Source organism: Pseudomonas sp. B7, assembly GCF_016735645.1.
Lineage (GTDB): Bacteria > Pseudomonadota > Gammaproteobacteria > Pseudomonadales > Pseudomonadaceae > Aquipseudomonas > Aquipseudomonas glycinae.
The window spans coordinates 103,182-120,660 of record NZ_JAERRE010000008.1 but is presented as its reverse complement, the minus strand read 5'-3'; the positions used below and the strand labels follow the sequence as shown (position 1 = coordinate 120,660).

The 17,479-nt window shown below is 58.6% G+C and carries 15 protein-coding genes and 2 tRNA genes; 1 reads left to right on the top strand and 16 read right to left on the bottom strand.

Features of this window, described 5'->3' with window-relative positions; translation table 11 throughout:
- Positions 1 to 74: 74 nt before the first annotated feature.
- The 8 genes from JKA62_RS18665 to rlmE form a co-directional block, all read right to left on the bottom strand.
- A tRNA-Met gene (locus JKA62_RS18665) sits at positions 75 to 151 on the bottom strand.
- Between the two features lie 97 nt (positions 152 to 248).
- A tRNA-Leu gene (locus tag JKA62_RS18660) sits at positions 249 to 334 on the bottom strand.
- A gap of 22 nt (positions 335 to 356) precedes the next feature.
- Complete coding sequence (gene secG / locus JKA62_RS18655; protein ID WP_011332406.1) at positions 357 to 740, bottom strand: preprotein translocase subunit SecG; 384 nt, start codon at positions 738 to 740, stop codon at positions 357 to 359.
- A 4-nt stretch (positions 741 to 744) separates the two neighbouring features.
- Positions 745 to 1,500, bottom strand: a complete 756-nt coding sequence (tpiA, locus tag JKA62_RS18650) for a triose-phosphate isomerase (protein ID WP_007953744.1) — start codon at positions 1,498 to 1,500, stop codon at positions 745 to 747.
- A gap of 65 nt (positions 1,501 to 1,565) precedes the next feature.
- On the bottom strand, positions 1,566 to 2,903 hold the full coding sequence (glmM, locus tag JKA62_RS18645; protein WP_011332405.1) for a phosphoglucosamine mutase: 1,338 nt from the start codon (positions 2,901 to 2,903) through the stop codon (positions 1,566 to 1,568).
- Positions 2,904 to 2,919: 16 nt separating this feature from the next.
- Positions 2,920 to 3,771, bottom strand: coding sequence for a dihydropteroate synthase (gene folP, locus JKA62_RS18640; protein WP_201818983.1), 852 nt, complete (start codon positions 3,769 to 3,771; stop codon positions 2,920 to 2,922).
- Between the two features lie 8 nt (positions 3,772 to 3,779).
- On the bottom strand, positions 3,780 to 5,687 hold the full coding sequence (gene ftsH, locus JKA62_RS18635; RefSeq protein WP_011332403.1) for an ATP-dependent zinc metalloprotease FtsH: 1,908 nt from the start codon (positions 5,685 to 5,687) through the stop codon (positions 3,780 to 3,782).
- A gap of 202 nt (positions 5,688 to 5,889) precedes the next feature.
- Complete coding sequence (gene rlmE / locus JKA62_RS18630; protein WP_011332402.1) at positions 5,890 to 6,519, bottom strand: 23S rRNA (uridine(2552)-2'-O)-methyltransferase RlmE; 630 nt, start codon at positions 6,517 to 6,519, stop codon at positions 5,890 to 5,892.
- A 101-nt stretch (positions 6,520 to 6,620) separates the two neighbouring features.
- On the opposite strand from rlmE, the gene JKA62_RS18625 reads away from it, so the two are divergent.
- Positions 6,621 to 6,929 (top strand): YhbY family RNA-binding protein, encoded by a 309-nt coding sequence (locus JKA62_RS18625; protein WP_011332401.1) that lies wholly within the window; start codon positions 6,621 to 6,623, stop codon positions 6,927 to 6,929.
- A gap of 9 nt (positions 6,930 to 6,938) precedes the next feature.
- Here the strand turns inward: JKA62_RS18625 and JKA62_RS18620 are convergent, their stop codons facing one another.
- The 8 genes from JKA62_RS18620 to grpE all read right to left on the bottom strand — a co-directional run bounded on the left by JKA62_RS18620 (position 6,939) and on the right by grpE (position 17,411).
- Complete coding sequence (locus JKA62_RS18620) at positions 6,939 to 7,343, bottom strand: hypothetical protein (protein WP_011332400.1); 405 nt, start codon at positions 7,341 to 7,343, stop codon at positions 6,939 to 6,941.
- 28 nt (positions 7,344 to 7,371) lie between these two features.
- Positions 7,372 to 7,848, bottom strand: coding sequence for a transcription elongation factor GreA (greA, locus tag JKA62_RS18615; protein ID WP_007953757.1), 477 nt, complete (start codon positions 7,846 to 7,848; stop codon positions 7,372 to 7,374).
- Positions 7,845 to 11,066 carry a carbamoyl-phosphate synthase large subunit gene (gene carB / locus JKA62_RS18610; protein WP_011332399.1) on the bottom strand — a complete coding sequence of 1,074 codons (3,222 nt, stop codon included), beginning with the start codon at positions 11,064 to 11,066 and terminating at the stop codon, positions 7,845 to 7,847. Before carB ends, greA begins: the two co-directional genes overlap by 4 nt.
- 125 nt (positions 11,067 to 11,191) lie before the next feature.
- Positions 11,192 to 12,328, bottom strand: coding sequence for a glutamine-hydrolyzing carbamoyl-phosphate synthase small subunit (carA, locus tag JKA62_RS18605; RefSeq protein ID WP_041475137.1), 1,137 nt, complete (start codon positions 12,326 to 12,328; stop codon positions 11,192 to 11,194).
- Positions 12,329 to 12,584: 256 nt separating this feature from the next.
- Entirely contained in the window at positions 12,585 to 13,391 is an 807-nt protein-coding gene (dapB, locus tag JKA62_RS18600; protein ID WP_011332397.1) for a 4-hydroxy-tetrahydrodipicolinate reductase, read from the bottom strand.
- A 9-nt stretch (positions 13,392 to 13,400) separates the two neighbouring features.
- On the bottom strand, positions 13,401 to 14,525 hold the full coding sequence (gene dnaJ, locus JKA62_RS18595) for a molecular chaperone DnaJ (protein WP_041475136.1): 1,125 nt from the start codon (positions 14,523 to 14,525) through the stop codon (positions 13,401 to 13,403).
- A gap of 297 nt (positions 14,526 to 14,822) precedes the next feature.
- Entirely contained in the window at positions 14,823 to 16,739 is a 1,917-nt protein-coding gene (dnaK, locus tag JKA62_RS18590; RefSeq protein WP_011332395.1) for a molecular chaperone DnaK, read from the bottom strand.
- 102 nt (positions 16,740 to 16,841) lie between these two features.
- A complete protein-coding gene (grpE, locus tag JKA62_RS18585) occupies positions 16,842 to 17,411 on the bottom strand; it encodes a nucleotide exchange factor GrpE (RefSeq protein WP_011332394.1) in 570 nt (189 codons plus the stop codon).
- Between the last annotated feature and the right edge of the window lie 68 nt (positions 17,412 to 17,479).

The window sequence follows — 17,479 nt, the reverse complement described above, 5'->3', positions numbered from 1 at the left end:
CTTGAAACGCCGTCGAACAGCGGCGTTGAAAGTGTCCAGCTAACAAAAAGCCCCTTAAAAGGGGCTCCTTAAACTGGTTGCGGGGGCCGGATTTGAACCGACGACCTTCGGGTTATGAGCCCGACGAGCTACCAGACTGCTCCACCCCGCGACAAAGCTGGGGCGGAAGTATACGACCGATCCCTTATAGGGTCAATGTAACCTTCCACCTGCAAGAAAGCCCGCAACAGCGGGCTCTCCTGACTAATTGGTACCGAGAAGGGGACTCGAACCCCTACACCCTATGGGCACAACCACCTCAAGGTTGCGTGTCTACCAATTCCACCACCTCGGCAATACTACGTTTGAAACCCTTCTTACTTCTGCTCTTGAGCTGGAGGTACGTCAGTCGCTGGAGTAGCCGACTTTTGCTCTTGAAGCACCGGGACATCATCAGAAGCCGGTTGTTGCTTTGGAACTTCCAACACTGCCGGGTTTGGCAAACCTGCTTGAGTCAGCTGATGAGCCTTCTCTTTAGCAAAGTATCCTAACCCCAAGCTGGTTATGAAGAAACCGGCGGCAAGTATAGCAGTAAACTTACTAAGAAAGGTAGAGGAACCTTGGCTTCCGAACACAGTATTTGAAGCACCTGCTCCGAAAGACGCGCCAGCGTCCGCACCTTTACCCTGCTGCAGCAAAACCAGAGCAACTACGCCCAATGCACCCAGCAGATGAAAAACGACTACGACTGTTTCCAGCATTTTTTCAGTTTCCCGCGGCGCGACAAATCGCACCGAACTCATCTGCATTCAGGGAAGCCCCACCAATGAGCCCCCCATCGATATCCGGCATGCCGAACAGTTCGACCGCATTGGCCGCCTTCACGCTGCCGCCGTATAGAAGTCGCACACCTCGTGCCACTTCAGAATTCTCTGCCGCCAACTGCTCACGAATGGCCTTATGCACATCCTGAGCCTGCTGCGGCGTTGCAGTCAGCCCGGTACCAATCGCCCAGACCGGCTCGTAAGCGATCACTGCATTGGCAAAAGCACCGACACCCAGCTCCTCGATGATACTGCCCAGCTGACGCCCGACAACCTCAAGAGTCTTTCCGGCTTCGCGCTGCTCCAGGGTCTCCCCTACACACAACACCGGAATCAAGCCACATGCCTGCGCCGCTGCAAACTTGCGATTCAGCATTCCGTCTCGCTCGCCCATGATCTGGCGACGCTCGGAGTGCCCGACAAGCACCAGGGAACAGCCTGCATCCACCAACTGACTCGGCGCAATCTCGCCCGTCAAGGCACCTTGCATGGATTCCACCGCAGAATTCTGCGCACCAACCGAAATCGATTTACCTTTCAAGCCATCAATCACTTGATTGATATACAAGCAAGGCGGGAATACCGCGACATCAACACCGCTTGGCAAGGCCAGATGACGAAGGCCGTTGATCAGCTCAGCGACGCTGGCGCGGGTACCGTGCATCTTCCAGTTACCAGCTACCATAGGGCGACGCATGCTGTACCTCGTCGGTCAAAGTGGGCGCAGATGTTACCCAACACAATCATGGCTGGCAAGCCGAATCAGGCAGAAACTTCAGTTACCAGTTTTGCCAGTTCCTCGGCATAGCCACGAACCTGGGATTCGTCCTCGCCTTCGACCATCACACGCACCAGAGGCTCTGTTCCGGACTTGCGCAAAAGCACGCGACCACGACCCGCCATCGCCTGGGTTACGCGAGCGCTCGCTTCCTTGACAGCCGGGTGCTCCAGCGGGCTTTCCCCCCCACCGAAACGCACGTTGATCAGCACCTGCGGACACTTGCGCAACGCCTGGCGAGTTTGAGCAAGCCCTTCGTTACGCGTCTTCAGCGCCATCAGCACCTGCAAAGCAGCAATGATCGCATCACCCGTGGTGGTGTGATTGAAACACACGACATGCCCCGAGTTCTCGCCACCCACCAGCCAGTTACGCTCCAGCAGTTCGGCGATCACATAGCGGTCGCCGACATTGGCGCGTACGAAAGGAATACCCAGATCTGCGAGCGCGAGCTCCAGCCCGAGGTTACTCATCAAGGTACCCACCACACCGCCCTGCAACTTGCCGCGCTCATGCAGATCACGCGCAATGATGTACAGCAGCTCGTCACCATCGACAATCGCACCGGTGTGATCGACCATCAACACCCGGTCGCCATCGCCATCGAAGGCGATACCCAGATCCGCATGTTCGGACAACACCGCCGCCTGCAATTGCCCCATGTGCGTGGAGCCACAGTTGTCATTGATGTTCAGACCGTTAGGCTGAGCCGACAGAACAACGACCTCGGCACCCAGCTCACGAAAAACACTCGGCGCTACCTTATAAGTGGCACCGTGTGCGCAGTCGATGACGATCCTCAGGCCGGAGAAACTGGTGCCAGTCGGCACGGAGCTCTTGCAGAACTCGATATAGCGGCCTGACGCATCATTGATGCGCGACACCTTGCCGATCTTGCTCGACTCGACAACGGTCATTGGCGTATCAAGCAATTCCTCTATCATCAGCTCCAGCTCATCGGGCAACTTGGTGCCTTTACCAGAGAAGAACTTGATGCCGTTATCGTCATGGGGATTGTGCGATGCACTGATCACGATTCCGGCTTCGGCCTGGAATGTACGCGACAGGTAGGCAATGGCCGGAGTCGGCATAGGGCCGAGCAGCATTACATCGGCACCTGCAGATGTAAGGCCAGCCTCGAGTGCCGATTCAAACATGTAGCCGGAAATCCGCGTGTCCTTGCCGACCAGCACCTTGCAGGCGCCCATCTTGCGAAAGGCCATGCCGGCAGCCCAGCCGAGCTTGAGCATGAAGTCCGGCGTGATCGGGTATTCCCCGACACGACCACGAATGCCGTCAGTACCAAAGTATTTCTTGCTCATAAGTGCTCCATCATTCTTATTCGGCTGATTCCACGGCTGCGAGCATTCGCACCACGTCCACCGTTTCCGCCACATCATGGACGCGCAATATACGCGCACCTTTCACCGATGCCAGGGCAGCCAATGCCAGACCACCGTAAAGACGCTCACCTACAGGGCGATTCAACGCATGACCGATCATGCTTTTGCGCGAAACGCCCACTAACAGTGGCCGCCCCAGCGCATGCAGGGCTTCCATATGCTTGAACAAGCTTAGATTGTGCTGCAGGGTTTTGGCGAAGCCGAAGCCCGGATCGAGAACGATCCGCTCGGCCGGAATGCCTGCCACCTCACACCGAGCCATGCGTTCAGCAAGAAACTCACCCACTTCCCGGGTGACATCCTGGTAACGCGGATCATCCTGCATGTCGCCAGGCTCGCCGAGCATGTGCATCAGGCACACGGGCAATCCCGTGGCCGCTGCCGCATCAAGCGCGCCATCCCGCCGTAGCGAACGAACGTCGTTGATCAAGCCAGCACCCAAACGCGCTGTTTCGCGCATGACCGCCGGAGTGGACGTATCGACCGATATGACCACATCCAGTTCGCGATTGATCAGCTCGACGACGGGAGCGACACGTTCCAGCTCCTCCAACGGAGAAACCGCCCGCGCGCCCGGACGGGTCGACTCCCCGCCCACATCGATCAGCGTCGCACCCGCTGCAACCATGGCTTCTGCATGACGCAAGGCAGCATCGTGCTGGCTGTATCGGCCACCGTCGGAAAAGGAATCGGGAGTTACGTTGAGAATGCCCATGACGTGCGTCCGGGCCAAATCAAGAACCCGGTTGCCGCAAGGCAACCGGGTCAGGGACTGTACAGAAGTCATTTCAAACCTTAAACGTCGGCAGCCGGGCCGCCAATCGGTGTTTCCGGACGCTCGCCCTGAATGACAGGCGGCGTGCCAGTACCGGTACCACCCGACCAGTCGCGAGGCTCGCGCGGTGTACGACCGGCCATGATGTCGTCGATCTGCTCGGCATCGATCGTCTCGTACTTCATCAGGGCATCCGCCATGGCATCGAGCTTGTCGCGGTTGTCCGTGAGTATCTGTTTGGCGGTGCCGTAGCACTGATCGATGATGCTGCGCACTTCGGAGTCGATCAGCTTGGCTGTCTCACCTGAGAAGCTGGCATTCTGACCGCCACCGCCGCGACCGAGGAATACTTCACCCTCTTCTTCGGCGTACATCAACGGACCCAGTTTTTCCGACAGACCCCACTTGGTCACCATGTTCCGCGCAATCTGACTCGCACGCATGATGTCGTTGGAAGCACCCGTGGTTACACCGTCAAAGCCCAAAGTCATCTCTTCGGCAATACGGCCGCCGTACAGCGAGCAGATCTGACTGATCAGCGCACGCTTGGACAGGCTGTAGCGATCCTCTTCCGGCAGGAACATGGTCACACCCAACGCACGACCGCGCGGGATGATCGACACCTTGTAGACCGGATCATGCTCGGGCACGACGCGGCCAACAATGGCGTGGCCTGCTTCGTGATAAGCGGTGTTCTGCTTTTCCTTCTCGGACATGACCATGGATTTGCGCTCGGCGCCCATCATGATCTTGTCTTTGGCCAGTTCGAACTCCTTCATTTCGACGATGCGCTTGCCGGCACGGGCAGCAAACAAAGAAGCCTCGTTGACCAGGTTCGCCAGATCGGCACCGGAGAAACCCGGCGTGCCACGTGCGATAACGGCCGGAGCGACATCGTCACCCATTGGCACTTTACGCATGTGAACCTTGAGGATCTGCTCGCGACCACGGATGTCCGGCAAGCCGACCACCACCTGACGGTCGAAACGACCCGGACGCAGCAAAGCAGGGTCCAGCACGTCAGGACGGTTGGTCGCTGCAATGACGATGATGCCGTCATTCATTTCGAAACCGTCCATCTCGACCAGCAACTGGTTGAGAGTCTGTTCGCGCTCGTCGTGACCGCCCCCCATGCCGGCGCCACGATGGCGACCAACGGCGTCGATCTCGTCAATGAAGATGATGCATGGAGCGTGCTTCTTGGCCTGTTCGAACATGTCACGAACGCGGCTCGCACCGACACCGACGAACATTTCGACGAAGTCGGAACCGGAAATGGTGAAGAACGGCACCTTGGCTTCGCCGGCAATCGCCTTGGCCAGCAAGGTTTTACCGGTACCCGGAGGGCCAACCATCAGCACGCCGCGAGGAATGCGGCCGCCCAGGCGCTGGAACTTGCCCGGATCACGGAGGAACTCGACCAGCTCACCCACTTCTTCCTTCGCTTCGTCGCAACCGGCAACGTCAGCCAGGGTGGTTTTCACCTGATCTTCGGACAGCAGACGCGCCTTGCTCTTGCCAAAGCTCATCGGCCCGCCCTTGCCACCCGCACCGCCCTGCATCTGGCGCATGAAGAACATGAACACCGCGATGATCACCAGGATCGGGAAGCTGGCTACCAGAAGCTGGGTCCAGATGCTTTGCTGTTCAGGCTGCTTGCCTTCTACTACAACGTGGTTGTCGACCAGGTCGCCAATCAAGCCATTGTCCTGAATTGCCGGACGAATGGTCTTGAAGCTGTCGCCATCGTTGCGCTTGCCGGTAATCACATAGCCGTCGACGGCCACGCGCTCGACCTTGCCATCCTTGACCTGCTGGATGAAGTCGGAATAGTTGAGGGTCTGCGGCTCGTTAGGGCTGGAGAAGTTGTTCATCACCGTCACCAGGACAGCCGCGATGATCAACCACAGGATCAGATTCTTTGCCATATCGTTCAATTAACTACCCTCTGAAGCAAGCTCCGCTACTGGCGCGCGCTTCGCATGATATTCACCGGCCTAACTTACTACATTACCTACAGCTCTGGCAGGCGCCGTCTGTAACCCTTTGTGAAACACTTTCTACACAATATTCGCTTATGCGCGCGGGGCGAAATATGAAAAACCTATCGCCCCGCCAAAAAACCTCGTTTTACTCGCTACGACCGCGGTAGCCCCAAGCCAGCATGTACTGCTCGCGAGAGCTGCCACGAGAGGAGTCCGGCTTGATCATCTGGATCTTGTCGAACTTCTTACGAGCATCCTTCAGGTAAGTATCGAACCCTTCGCCCTGAAAAATCTTGATCACGAAATTGCCACCCGGCTTGAGTATCCGTTCCGCCAGATCAAGCGCCAGCTCGCAAAGGAACATGGCTTTTGGCATGTCCACTTCAGGCGTACCACTCATATTGGGGGCCATATCGGAAATCACAAGGTCCACCTGCGAATTACCCACAGCCTCAAGGATCTGAGCGAGCACTGCATCCTCGGTGAAGTCACCCTGGATGAAAGTCACGTCCGGGATGCTGTCCATTTCCAGGATGTCCGAGGCGATCAGTCGCCCCTGACCACCGATCAGCCGGCTGGTGACCTGCGACCAGCCGCCAGGCGCCGCGCCCAGGTCGACGACGTTCATGCCCGGACGGATCAGTTTGTATTTCTCCTGGATCTCCAGAAGCTTGTAACTCGCACGCGAGCGGTAGCCATCCTTCTGCGCTTGCTTCACATAGGGATCATTGACATGTCTTTTCAGCCAACCAAGGCTTGTCTTGGAACGCGCCATTGGGCACCTCGTTGATTAGGGTCGTGATTAATTGGGCGGATCCACGAGCCCTCGGGTAAAATGGCCGCCATTTTACAGAATCCAGACGAAAGGGTCAGATTATGCCGCTCACTCCAGAGCAGAAGAAACAATACAAATCCATTGGTCACCACCTGAAACCGGTTCTGACTGTGGCTGACAACGGTTTGACTGAGGGTGTTTTAGCCGAGCTCGAACGCGCATTGGCAGATCACGAGCTGATCAAGATCAAGCTCAACATCCTCGATCGCGAGGCGCGCCTGGCGTCCGTTGCAGAGCTGTGCAAGGTCGGCAAGGCCGATCTGGTTCAAGTCATCGGCAAGATGGCACTGATTTACCGCAAGAACTTCAGCGTCAACAAGCAGCTGTCGAACGTCCATCGCTTCAAGTGATGGCAAGGGTCATGGGTGTGCTTCGCGCACCCTGCCACTCCATCCCGGCACCGGCTGCAATACCAGCACCAGCCCGGAAAAACCCAACACAAGAAAGCTGAACACCTGCCAGCGCTGCGCATCCGGCCAGCCGACACGCACTGCGACAAACATCGCACACGCATACAACCCCATCAGCAACACCTGCCCGCGAAAATCCCGCCATAGACTGGCAAGGCCCTCGGCCTGTACCAGCACCAAAGCCTGAAATATCACGCACGCGACGGCAAACCCCACCACCGCCACTTCAAACGTACTTGCAACTTCATCGATCAGCAGCGGTGCCAGGCCGATTTGACCCAGCACCGGTCGCAGACCGAGATGTACCAGCCACAGGCCACCGACCCACAACATCTGGGCCAGTTGCCAGAGCATTGCGCCCGCATGCAGCAGGCGGCCACCCTCAGATATGACGGACTTCGACAATCTCGTACTCGATATCGCCACCTGGCGTTTTCACGACGACCGTATCGCCCTCTTCCTTGGCAATCAAGGCGCGAGCGATCGGCGAGCCGACGGAAATCTTGCCGAGTTTGATGTCCGCCTCATCCTCACCCACGATCTGGTAAGTCACGCTTTCATCAGTCTCGACGTTGGCGATTTCGACGGTAGTGCCGAAAATCACTTTGCCGGTGTGCGGAATGGTCGTCACGTCAATGATCACCGCGTTCTGCAGGCGACCTTCGATGTCACGGATCCGCGCCTCGACCATGCCTTGCTGTTCGCGCGCAGCATGGTATTCAGCGTTTTCTTTCAAATCACCCAACTCGCGGGCCGTACCGATGTCCTGACTGAGCTTCGGACGAACGACCTTGGTCAGGTGAGCATGCTCTTCTTCCAGGGCCTTGGAGCCCTGGACGGTCATTGGGTATTTATTCATGCCTTCAATCCTGCGTGTAGATCCTGCAAGCGGCGTACGGTCTTCTCGGGACCGAACTTCAGCGCTTCACAGATAGCTTCGCCAGCAGCAATGGTGGTGGTGCAGTAAATCTTGTGCTGCAAGGCGTTACGGCGAATGGAATAGGAATCGGCGATCGACTGGCGACCTTCGGTGGTGTTGATGATCAAAGTGACTTCGTCATTCTTGATCATGTCGACCACGTGCGGACGCCCCTCGGTCACCTTGTTCACGCGACGCACTTTCAGACCTGCGGCTTCGATCAGCTTGGCAGTGCCGGCAGTGGCGACGACTTCGAAGCCCAAGTTGATCAGATCACGGGCCACGCCTGCAACCAGTGGTTTGTCATCATCGCGCACGCTGATGAATGCGGTACCGCCGGTCGGCAGCACTTCGCTGGCGCCCATCTGGGCTTTGGCGAAGGCTTCGCCGAAGGTGTCGCCGACGCCCATCACTTCACCAGTGGACTTCATCTCTGGGCCGAGGATCGGGTCAACGCCAGGGAATTTGGCGAACGGGAACACCGCCTCTTTCACACTGTAAAAGTTCGGGATGATTTCTTTGGTGAAGCCGATTTCCTTCAGGGTTTTACCGGCCATCACGCGAGCCGCGACCATTGCCAGGGAAATACCGATGCACTTCGACACGAACGGTACGGTACGGGAAGCACGCGGGTTGACTTCGATGACGTAGATGTCTTCGCCTTGCAGCGCCAACTGAACGTTCATCAGGCCGACCACGCCCAGCTCCAGGGCCATTTTCTTGACCTGTTCGCGCATCTCGTCCTGGATGCGTGCCGGCAGCGAGTACGGCGGCAGCGAGCACGCGGAGTCACCGGAGTGAACGCCCGCCTGTTCGATGTGCTGCATGATCGCGCCGATCACTACGTCCTTGCCGTCGCAGACCGCATCCACGTCCATCTCGATGGCGCAGTTGAGGAAGTGGTCGAGCAGCACCGGACTGTCGTTCGACACTTGCACCGCGTCACGCAGGTAACGCTTGAGTTCTTCTTCCTTGTAGACGATTTCCATCGCCCGGCCGCCCAGTACGTAGGACGGACGCACCACCAGCGGGTAACCGATTTTCGCGGCAGCGCGAACGGCTTCGTCTTCGCTGCGCACGGTAGCGTTTGGCGGCTGACGCAGGTTCAGACGCTCGACCATTTGCTGGAAGCGCTCACGGTCTTCGGCACGGTCGATGGCGTCAGGGCTGGTGCCGATGATCGGCACGCCGGCTGCTTCCAGGGCGCGAGCCAGTTTCAGAGGCGTCTGGCCGCCGTACTGGACGATCACGCCCTTCGGCTTCTCGACGCGGCAGATTTCCAGCACGTCTTCCAGGGTCACCGGTTCGAAGTACAGACGGTCGGAAGTGTCGTAGTCAGTGGAAACGGTTTCCGGGTTGCAGTTGACCATGATGGTCTCGTAGCCGTCATCGCGCAGCGCCAGTGCCGCGTGAACGCAGCAGTAGTCGAACTCGATGCCCTGACCGATACGGTTCGGGCCACCGCCGAGGATGATGATCTTGTCGCGACCGGACGGCGCGGCTTCGCACTCTTCCTCGTAGGTCGAGTACAGGTAGGCGGTGTCGGTGGCGAACTCGGCCGCGCAGGTGTCGACTCGCTTGTAGACCGGGAACACTTCCAGCTTGTGGCGGTGAGTGCGCAGGTTCTTCTCGGTGACGCCCAGCAGCTTGGCCAGACGCTGGTCGGAGAAACCTTTGCGCTTGAGCTTGTACATCAGATCGCGGTCGATAGCGGACAGACCGAGGGTCTTGACCTTCTCTTCATCCTTGACCAGATCTTCGATCTGCACCAGGAACCACGGATCGATCATGTTCATGCCGAAGATTTCTTCGACGGTCATGCCGGCGCGGAAAGCGTCCGCCACGTACCAGATACGCTCGGCGCCCGGCACAGTCAGTTCGCGCTTGAGCACGCTCATGCTTTCCGGGTTGCTCAGGTCGACTTTCTCGTCCAGACCGCAAACACCCACTTCCAGACCGCGCAGAGCTTTCTGCAGGGATTCCTGGAAGGTACGGCCGATGGCCATGACTTCACCGACCGACTTCATCTGAGTGGTCAGGCGCGCATCAGCGTTGGCGAACTTCTCGAAAGCGAAGCGCGGCAGCTTGGTCACGACGTAGTCGATGGACGGCTCGAAGGACGCCGGGGTACGACCGCCAGTGATGTCGTTCTGCAGTTCGTCGAGGGTGTAACCGACCGCCAGCTTGGCCGCGATCTTGGCGATCGGGAAACCGGTGGCTTTCGAGGCCAGAGCCGACGAGCGGGATACACGCGGGTTCATCTCGATCACGACCATGCGGCCGGTGTCCGGGCAGATACCGAACTGAACGTTGGAACCGCCGGTCTCGACGCCGATCTCGCGCAGCACCGCCAGCGAGGCGTTACGCAGGATCTGGTATTCCTTGTCGGTCAGGGTCTGGGCCGGGGCAACGGTGATCGAGTCACCGGTGTGCACGCCCATCGGGTCGAAGTTCTCGATCGAGCAGACGATGATGCAGTTGTCCTTTTTGTCGCGGACAACTTCCATTTCATATTCTTTCCAGCCGATCAGCGATTCGTCGATCAGCAGTTCCTTGGTTGGCGACAGGTCCAGACCACGGGCGCAGATTTCTTCGAACTCTTCACGGTTGTAAGCGATACCGCCACCGGTGCCGCCCATGGTGAAGGACGGACGGATGATGCACGGGAAGCCCAGGCGCTCGAGCACCGCGTTGGCTTCTTCCATGCTGTGGGCGATACCGGAACGCGGGCATTCCAGGCCGATGGCTTTCATCGCCTTGTCGAAACGCGAACGGTCTTCAGCCTTGTCGATGGTGTCGGCGTTGGCACCGATCATCTCTACGCCGAACTTCTCCAGAACGCCTTCGCGCTCCAGGTCCAGGGCGCAGTTCAGAGCAGTCTGGCCGCCCATGGTTGGCAGCACGGCATCCGGACGCTCTTTTTCGATGATTTTGGCAACGGTCTGCCACTTGATCGGCTCGATGTAGGTCGCGTCGGCCATGTCCGGGTCGGTCATGATGGTGGCCGGGTTGGAGTTCACCAGGATGACGCGGTAACCCTCTTCGCGCAGGGCTTTACAGGCCTGGGCGCCGGAGTAGTCGAATTCGCAGGCCTGGCCGATAACGATCGGGCCAGCGCCGAGAATCAGGATGCTTTTAATGTCTGTACGTTTTGGCATGGGTTTGTCACTCAAATCCGCAGGTCAGTCGGCAAGCCGTCTTGATCGATTTCTGAAGTCCCGAGGGGGCCGCCGGTTCCGGGGCCGCCCTCAAGGGCTTCTCGCTACAGTCTCAAGGCGAGCGCTTAGCGTCGCTTGGCCATCTCGTTGATGAAGCGGTCAAACAGAGGGGCCACATCGTTCGGGCCCGGGCTCGCCTCAGGGTGACCCTGGAAGCTGAACGCGCTCTTGTCGGTGCGCTCGATGCCTTGCAGGGTGCCGTCGAACAGCGATTTATGGATCGCGCGGACGTTGGCTGGCAGGGTTTCTTCGTCAACCGCGAAACCGTGGTTCTGGCTGGTGATCATCACGACGCCAGTGTCCAGATCCTGCACCGGGTGGTTGGCACCGTGGTGGCCGTGGCCCATTTTCAGGGTCTTGGCGCCGGAGGCCAGAGCCAGCAGCTGGTGACCGAGGCAGATGCCGAAGACTGGAATTTCGGTTTCCAGCACTTCCTTGATCGCTTGGATCGCGTAGTCGCAAGGCTCCGGATCACCAGGACCGTTGGACAGGAACACGCCGTCCGGCTTCAAGGCCAGCACGTCGGCCGCCGGGGTCTGTGCCGGAACGACAGTGACGCGGCAGCCGCGCTCGACCAACATGCGCAGGATGTTGACCTTGACGCCGTAGTCGTAGGCAACCACGTGGTAAGGCAGCTCGGAGGCTTCGATGGTCGCGTGGCTGTCGGTTTTCAGATCCCAGACAGTGGAGCGCCATTCGTATTGGGTCTTGGTGCTGACGACTTTCGCCAGATCCATGCCCTTCAGGCCCGGGAAGCCTTGCGCCGCGGCGATGGCCGCCTCTTCGGAGATGTTGTCGCCGGCCATGATGCAGCCGTTCTGTGCGCCTTTTTCACGCAGGATGCGGGTCAGGCGGCGGGTGTCGATACCGGCGATCGCCACAACATTGTTGGCTTTCAGGTAATCGGACAGGGACATCGTGTTACGCCAGTTGCTCGCTACCAGCGGCAGGTCACGAATGACCAGGCCAGCGGACCAGACGCGATCGGACTCGGCGTCTTCCGGCGTGGTGCCGGTGTTGCCGATGTGCGGGTAAGTCAGGGTAACGATCTGTTGGGCGTAGGAAGGATCGGTAAGGATTTCCTGATAGCCGGTCATTGCGGTGTTGAACACCACCTCACCAACGGTCTGACCGTCGGCTCCAATGGCTTCGCCGCGAAAAATGCTGCCATCAGCAAGGGCGAGTATGGCTGGCTTAGTCAAGAAGACCTCCCGTAAATAACGCATGAAAGGGCAATCGCAGGTTGTAAAAAAGCGGAGTGACGTATGGACACGTCACCCCGCTTCTTCACTGAATTATTCTGCGCGCTTTTAGTGGACACACTAAAGCTGTAGCTTACAGAAAAAGGGATTTTTGGTCTACCGCCAATGAGCCTGAAAGGCCGGAGAATGCGACAGGGCGTCGCCCGGCGGAGCAAAACCGGCACAAACAGGGCGTTTGCGCCGGCTTCAGAACATCTCAATGCAGGCCGAGCACGTCCTGCATGTCGTACAAACCAGGCTCGCGAGCATCCAGCCACAACGCCGCACGCACCGCGCCCTTGGCGAATGTCATGCGACTCGAAGCCTTGTGCGTGATCTCCAGCCGCTCGCCCTCGCAGGCAAACAACACCGTGTGATCGCCCACTACATCACCACCGCGAACAGTGGCAAAGCCGATAGTTTCACGCTCACGGGCACCAGTGTGGCCTTCACGACCATAGACCGCGACTTTCTGCAGATCACGATCCAGCGCATTGGCGATCACTTCACCCATGCGCAAGGCCGTACCCGACGGCGCATCAATCTTGTGCCGGTGATGGGCTTCGATGATTTCGATGTCCGCATCTTCCGCCAACACCCGTGCCGCCATGTCGAGCAGCTTCAGCGACAGGTTGACGCCGACACTGAAGTTGGCGGCGAACACGATCGGAATATCCTTGCCCGCCTCGGCCAGCAACTGCTTCTGCGCAGCGTCCAGCCCGGTCGTGCCGATCACCATCGCCTTGCCGGCCTTGCGGCAGAAGGCCAGGTTTTTCAGCATCACTTCCGGCAGGGTGAAGTCGATCAACACATCGAACTCTTCCGCCACTGATTCCAGATTCCCGGACAGCGGCACGCCGATTCGACCGAGCGAAGCCAGCTCACCGGCATCCACACCGATCAGCGTACTGCCAGGGCGGACAATCGCGGCCGTCAGACCGGTCAGTGGCGCGCGCTGCTGCACCGCCTCGACCAGAATCTTGCCCATGCGCCCGGCAGCGCCCATCACAGCTATACGTCGCATGCCGACTCCTTACAGATCGCCGAAGAAGCGTTTCACACCGTCGAACCAACCGGTGGTTTTCGGGGAGTGGCTGTTGTCGTCCGCCAGGGAGCTGCGGAACTCTTCCAGCAGTTCACGTTGACGACGGGTCAGATTGACCGGCGTCTCGACGGCCACGCGGCACATCAGGTCACCCGCACCACCGCCACGCACTGGCGCCACGCCTTTGCCGCGCACGCGGAACTGCTTGCCGGTCTGAGTCCCTTCCGGAATCTTCAGCTTGACGCGACCGTCGAGGGTCGGAATTTCCAGCTCGCCGCCCAGGGCCGCGTCGACGAAGCTGATCGGCACTTCGCAGAACAGATGCTTGCCGTCACGCTGGAAGATGTCGTGTTCGCGGACATTGATCACCACGTACAGGTCGCCGGTCGGGCCACCCTGAGTGCCCGCCTCGCCTTCACCGGACAGACGAATGCGGTCACCGGTGTCGACACCGGCCGGCACTTTGACGGAAAGGGTTTTGTATTCTTCGACGCGACCGTCGCCGTGGCATGAGTCGCACGGATCGGAAATGATCTTGCCCTGACCATGGCAACGTGGGCAGGTCTGCTGCACCGAGAAGAAGCCTTGCTGCATGCGTACCTGACCGATGCCGCCGCACGTCGGGCACGTCGATGGCGACGAGCCTTTCTTGGCACCCGATCCATCACATGGTTTGCAATTGACCAGTGTCGGAACGCGGATATTCACGGTCGTACCGCGTACCGCTTCTTCCAGGTTCAGCTCCAGGGTGTAACGCAAATCGCTGCCGCGCTGGGCGCCGCCACGGGAACCGCCGCGACCGCCACCGAAGAAGTCACTGAAGACATCACCGAAGATGTCGGAGAAGTTCTGACCGCCGAAACCGGCACCCCCGCCGCCCATGCTCGGGTCGACGCCGGCATGACCGTACTGATCGTACGCTGCACGCTTGCTGGAATCGGACAGCACTTCGTAGGCTTCGTTGGCCTCCTTGAACAGATCTTCCGACGCCTTGTCACCGGGATTACGGTCCGGGTGGTGCTTCATCGCCAGACGGCGATAGGCCTTTTTCAGGTCTGCTTCGCTTGAGCCGCGCTCAACACCCAACACTTCGTAATAGTCACGCTTAGCCATAAGTTCTTCATACTCTTGAGGACGTTCGGCAAACCCCTCCTGAGCTTCGCCAAACTCGTTGAGCCCCAATACAGGCCCGGACCCAACTCACGTCAATTCAACGATCCTGGTCTTTGGTTCATGCGGTATTTGCGGCGCGAAAAGCAGGAGCATTCCCGGCCATACCGCCAACACACGAAGCTTGTCGCATGCTGTAAAAATTCGCGTATTCCAGATACGCCAACGCGGGAGCAAGCTCCCGCGCGGCGACATCCTACCAGTCACCGCCGCAAGGCAGTCAACCGGGCGACCAACAACTTACTTGTGGTCTTTGACTTCTTCGAACTCGGCATCAACAACATCGTCAGCCTTTTCAGCTTTCTCGTCGTGCGGTGCTGCGCCTTCAGCAGGCTGAGCCTGTTCGGCGTACATCTTCTGAGCAACCGGTGCAGAGACTTTCGACAGCTCTTCAACCTTGGCGTCAATGGCAGCCTTGTCGTCGCCTTTGACGGCAGCTTCCAGGGCAACCACAGCCGCTTCGATTGCAGTCTTCTCTTCTGCAGTCACTTTGTCGCCAGCGTCGGCGATCATCTTGCGAGTCGAGTGAACCAGTGCATCACCCTGGTTACGGGCAGCGGCCAGCTCTTCGAACTTGCGGTCTTCCTCGGCGTTCAGCTCGGCGTCGCGCACCATCTTCTGGATTTCTTCATCCGACAGACCAGAGTTGGCCTTGATGGTGATCTTCTGCTCTTTGCCAGTCGCCTTGTCCTTCGCACCTACGTGCAGGATGCCGTTGGCGTCGATGTCGAAGGTCACTTCGATCTGCGGCACACCACGTGGAGCAGGTGGAATATCGGCCAGGTCGAACTTGCCCAAGGACTTGTTCTGTGCGGCTTGCTTGCGCTCGCCTTGCAGGACGTGAATGGTCACGGCGCCCTGGTTGTCGTCGGCCGTCGAGAACACTTGCGATTTCTTGGTAGGAATCGTGGTGTTTTTCTCGATCAGCGCGGTCATCACGCCACCCATGGTTTCGATACCCAGGGTCAGCGGGCTGACGTCGAGCAGCAGAACGTCTTTCACGTCACCGGCCAGAACGGCGCCCTGGATCGCAGCACCCATGGCAACAGCTTCGTCCGGGTTCACGTCTTTACGTGCTTCTTTACCGAAGAAATCCGAAACAGCTTTCTGCACCATCGGCATACGGGTCTGACCGCCGACCAGGATCACGTCGTCAATCTTGCTGGCGTCGATGCCGGCGTCTTTCAGAGCAATGCGGCATGGCTCGATGGTACGAGTCACCAGATCTTCAACCAGCGATTCGAGCTTGGCACGGGAGATCTTCACATTCAGATGCTTCGGACCGGTCGCGTCTGCAGTAATGTACGGCAGGTTGACGTCGGTCGACTGCGAGGAAGACAGCTCGATCTTGGCTTTCTCAGCGGCTTCTTTCAGACGCTGCAGGGCCAGAGGATCGTTCTTCAGGTCCATGCCGGACTCTTTCTTGAACTCGTCGACGAGGTAGTCGATCAGGCGCATGTCGAAGTCTTCGCCACCCAGGAAGGTGTCGCCGTTGGTGGCCAGCACTTCGAACTGGTGCTCGCCGTCAACTTCAGCGATCTCGATCACGGAGACGTCGAAAGTACCACCACCGAGGTCGTAAACGATCACGGTGTGATCGCCCTTGGCCTTGTCCATACCGTAAGCCAGAGCAGCAGCGGTCGGTTCATTGATGATACGTTTTACGTCCAGACCGGCGATGCGGCCAGCATCTTTAGTTGCCTGACGCTGACTGTCGTTGAAGTACGCCGGAACGGTGATCACCGCTTCGGTCACAGCCTCACCGAGATAGTCTTCGGCGGTCTTCTTCATCTTTTTCAGGACTTCGGCGCTGATTTGCGGCGGAGCCATCTGCTTGCCGGAGGCCTCGACCCAAGCGTCACCATTGTTAGCCTTGACGATCTTGTAAGGCACCAGCTTGATGTCTTTCTGTACAACTTCTTCTTCGAAGCGGCGACCGATCAGACGCTTCACTGCGAAAAGGGTGTTGTGCGGGTTGGTCACAGCCTGACGCTTGGCCGACTGACCGACCAGGATTTCGCCATCGTTGGCGTAAGCGATGATCGACGGCGTGGTGCGCGCGCCTTCAGCGTTCTCAATAACTTTGGCTTTGCCGTTTTCCAGCACGGAGACGCAGGAGTTGGTAGTCCCCAGGTCGATACCGATAATTTTGCCCATGTTCACTCTCCCGAAACTTTGGATTTTTTTGCCGCAGCAGTGGTGGCTGACTGCGGTAATACTTAAACGCTTGACTTGTAAATGGGGGCCTTGCGGCTAATTTCAAGCCTTCTCGTCAATCGAAGGCGAAACTGGCGCCGGCGCCTTGCTGACCACGACCATCGCCGGACGCAGCAGGCGACCGTTGAGCTGGTAGCCCTTCTGGAACACCTTCAGAATGCTGTTCGGCTCCAGGTCAGCACTTTCCTGCATGGCCATCGCCTGATGCTCCACGGCATTGAACGGTTCGCCTTCCTGCGGGCTGACAGCGACAAGCTGATAGCGCGTGAGGGTGTCGTGAAACATTTTCAGGGTCAGCTCGATGCCTTCGCGCATCGGACGGATGCTTTCGTCATCCGGGCTCGACAGCTCGAGACCACGCTCCAGGCTGTCGACGATCGGCAGCAGATCGCCGGCGAATTTTTCCAGCGCAAACTTGTGCGCCTTTTCGACATCCTGCTCGGCACGGCGGCGGACGTTCTGCAGATCGGCAGCTACGCGCAGCGATTGATCCTGCGCGGCGGCCAATTGCTCTTCGAGCACTTGTACACGGGTCGCCAGGTCATCACCCGAGGCCTCGGGCGCCTGATTGGCTTCTGGATTTTGCGTATCTACTGTCTGTTCGTCAGCCATAGAATTCTCCTTTCAATATCGTCCGCGAGTTCGATTCGCGCTTCTGCCCCGATATATGGGGCCGCAAA

Bases quoted from the DNA above. Each gene is read 5' to 3' on its own strand.
- ftsH (WP_011332403.1), bottom strand. From the start codon at position 5,687: ATGGCAAAGAATCTGATCCTGTGGTTGATCATCGCGGCTGTCCTGGTG.
- JKA62_RS18625 (WP_011332401.1), top strand. From the start codon at position 6,621: ATGCCGCTCACTCCAGAGCAGAAGAAACAATACAAATCCATTGGTCAC.
- JKA62_RS18620 (WP_011332400.1), bottom strand. From the start codon at position 7,343: ATGCTCTGGCAACTGGCCCAGATGTTGTGGGTCGGTGGCCTGTGGCTG.
- secG (WP_011332406.1), bottom strand. From the start codon at position 740: ATGCTGGAAACAGTCGTAGTCGTTTTTCATCTGCTGGGTGCATTGGGC.
- dapB (WP_011332397.1), bottom strand. From the start codon at position 13,391: ATGCGACGTATAGCTGTGATGGGCGCTGCCGGGCGCATGGGCAAGATT.
- carB (WP_011332399.1), bottom strand. From the start codon at position 11,066: ATGCCAAAACGTACAGACATTAAAAGCATCCTGATTCTCGGCGCTGGC.
- greA (WP_007953757.1), bottom strand. From the start codon at position 7,848: ATGAATAAATACCCAATGACCGTCCAGGGCTCCAAGGCCCTGGAAGAA.
- dnaJ (WP_041475136.1), bottom strand. From the start codon at position 14,525: ATGGCTAAGCGTGACTATTACGAAGTGTTGGGTGTTGAGCGCGGCTCA.
- glmM (WP_011332405.1), bottom strand. From the start codon at position 2,903: ATGAGCAAGAAATACTTTGGTACTGACGGCATTCGTGGTCGTGTCGGG.
- rlmE (WP_011332402.1), bottom strand. From the start codon at position 6,519: ATGGCGCGTTCCAAGACAAGCCTTGGTTGGCTGAAAAGACATGTCAAT.
- dnaK (WP_011332395.1), bottom strand. From the start codon at position 16,739: ATGGGCAAAATTATCGGTATCGACCTGGGGACTACCAACTCCTGCGTC.
- grpE (WP_011332394.1), bottom strand. From the start codon at position 17,411: ATGGCTGACGAACAGACAGTAGATACGCAAAATCCAGAAGCCAATCAG.
- folP (WP_201818983.1), bottom strand. From the start codon at position 3,771: ATGACTTCTGTACAGTCCCTGACCCGGTTGCCTTGCGGCAACCGGGTT.
- tpiA (WP_007953744.1), bottom strand. From the start codon at position 1,500: ATGCGTCGCCCTATGGTAGCTGGTAACTGGAAGATGCACGGTACCCGC.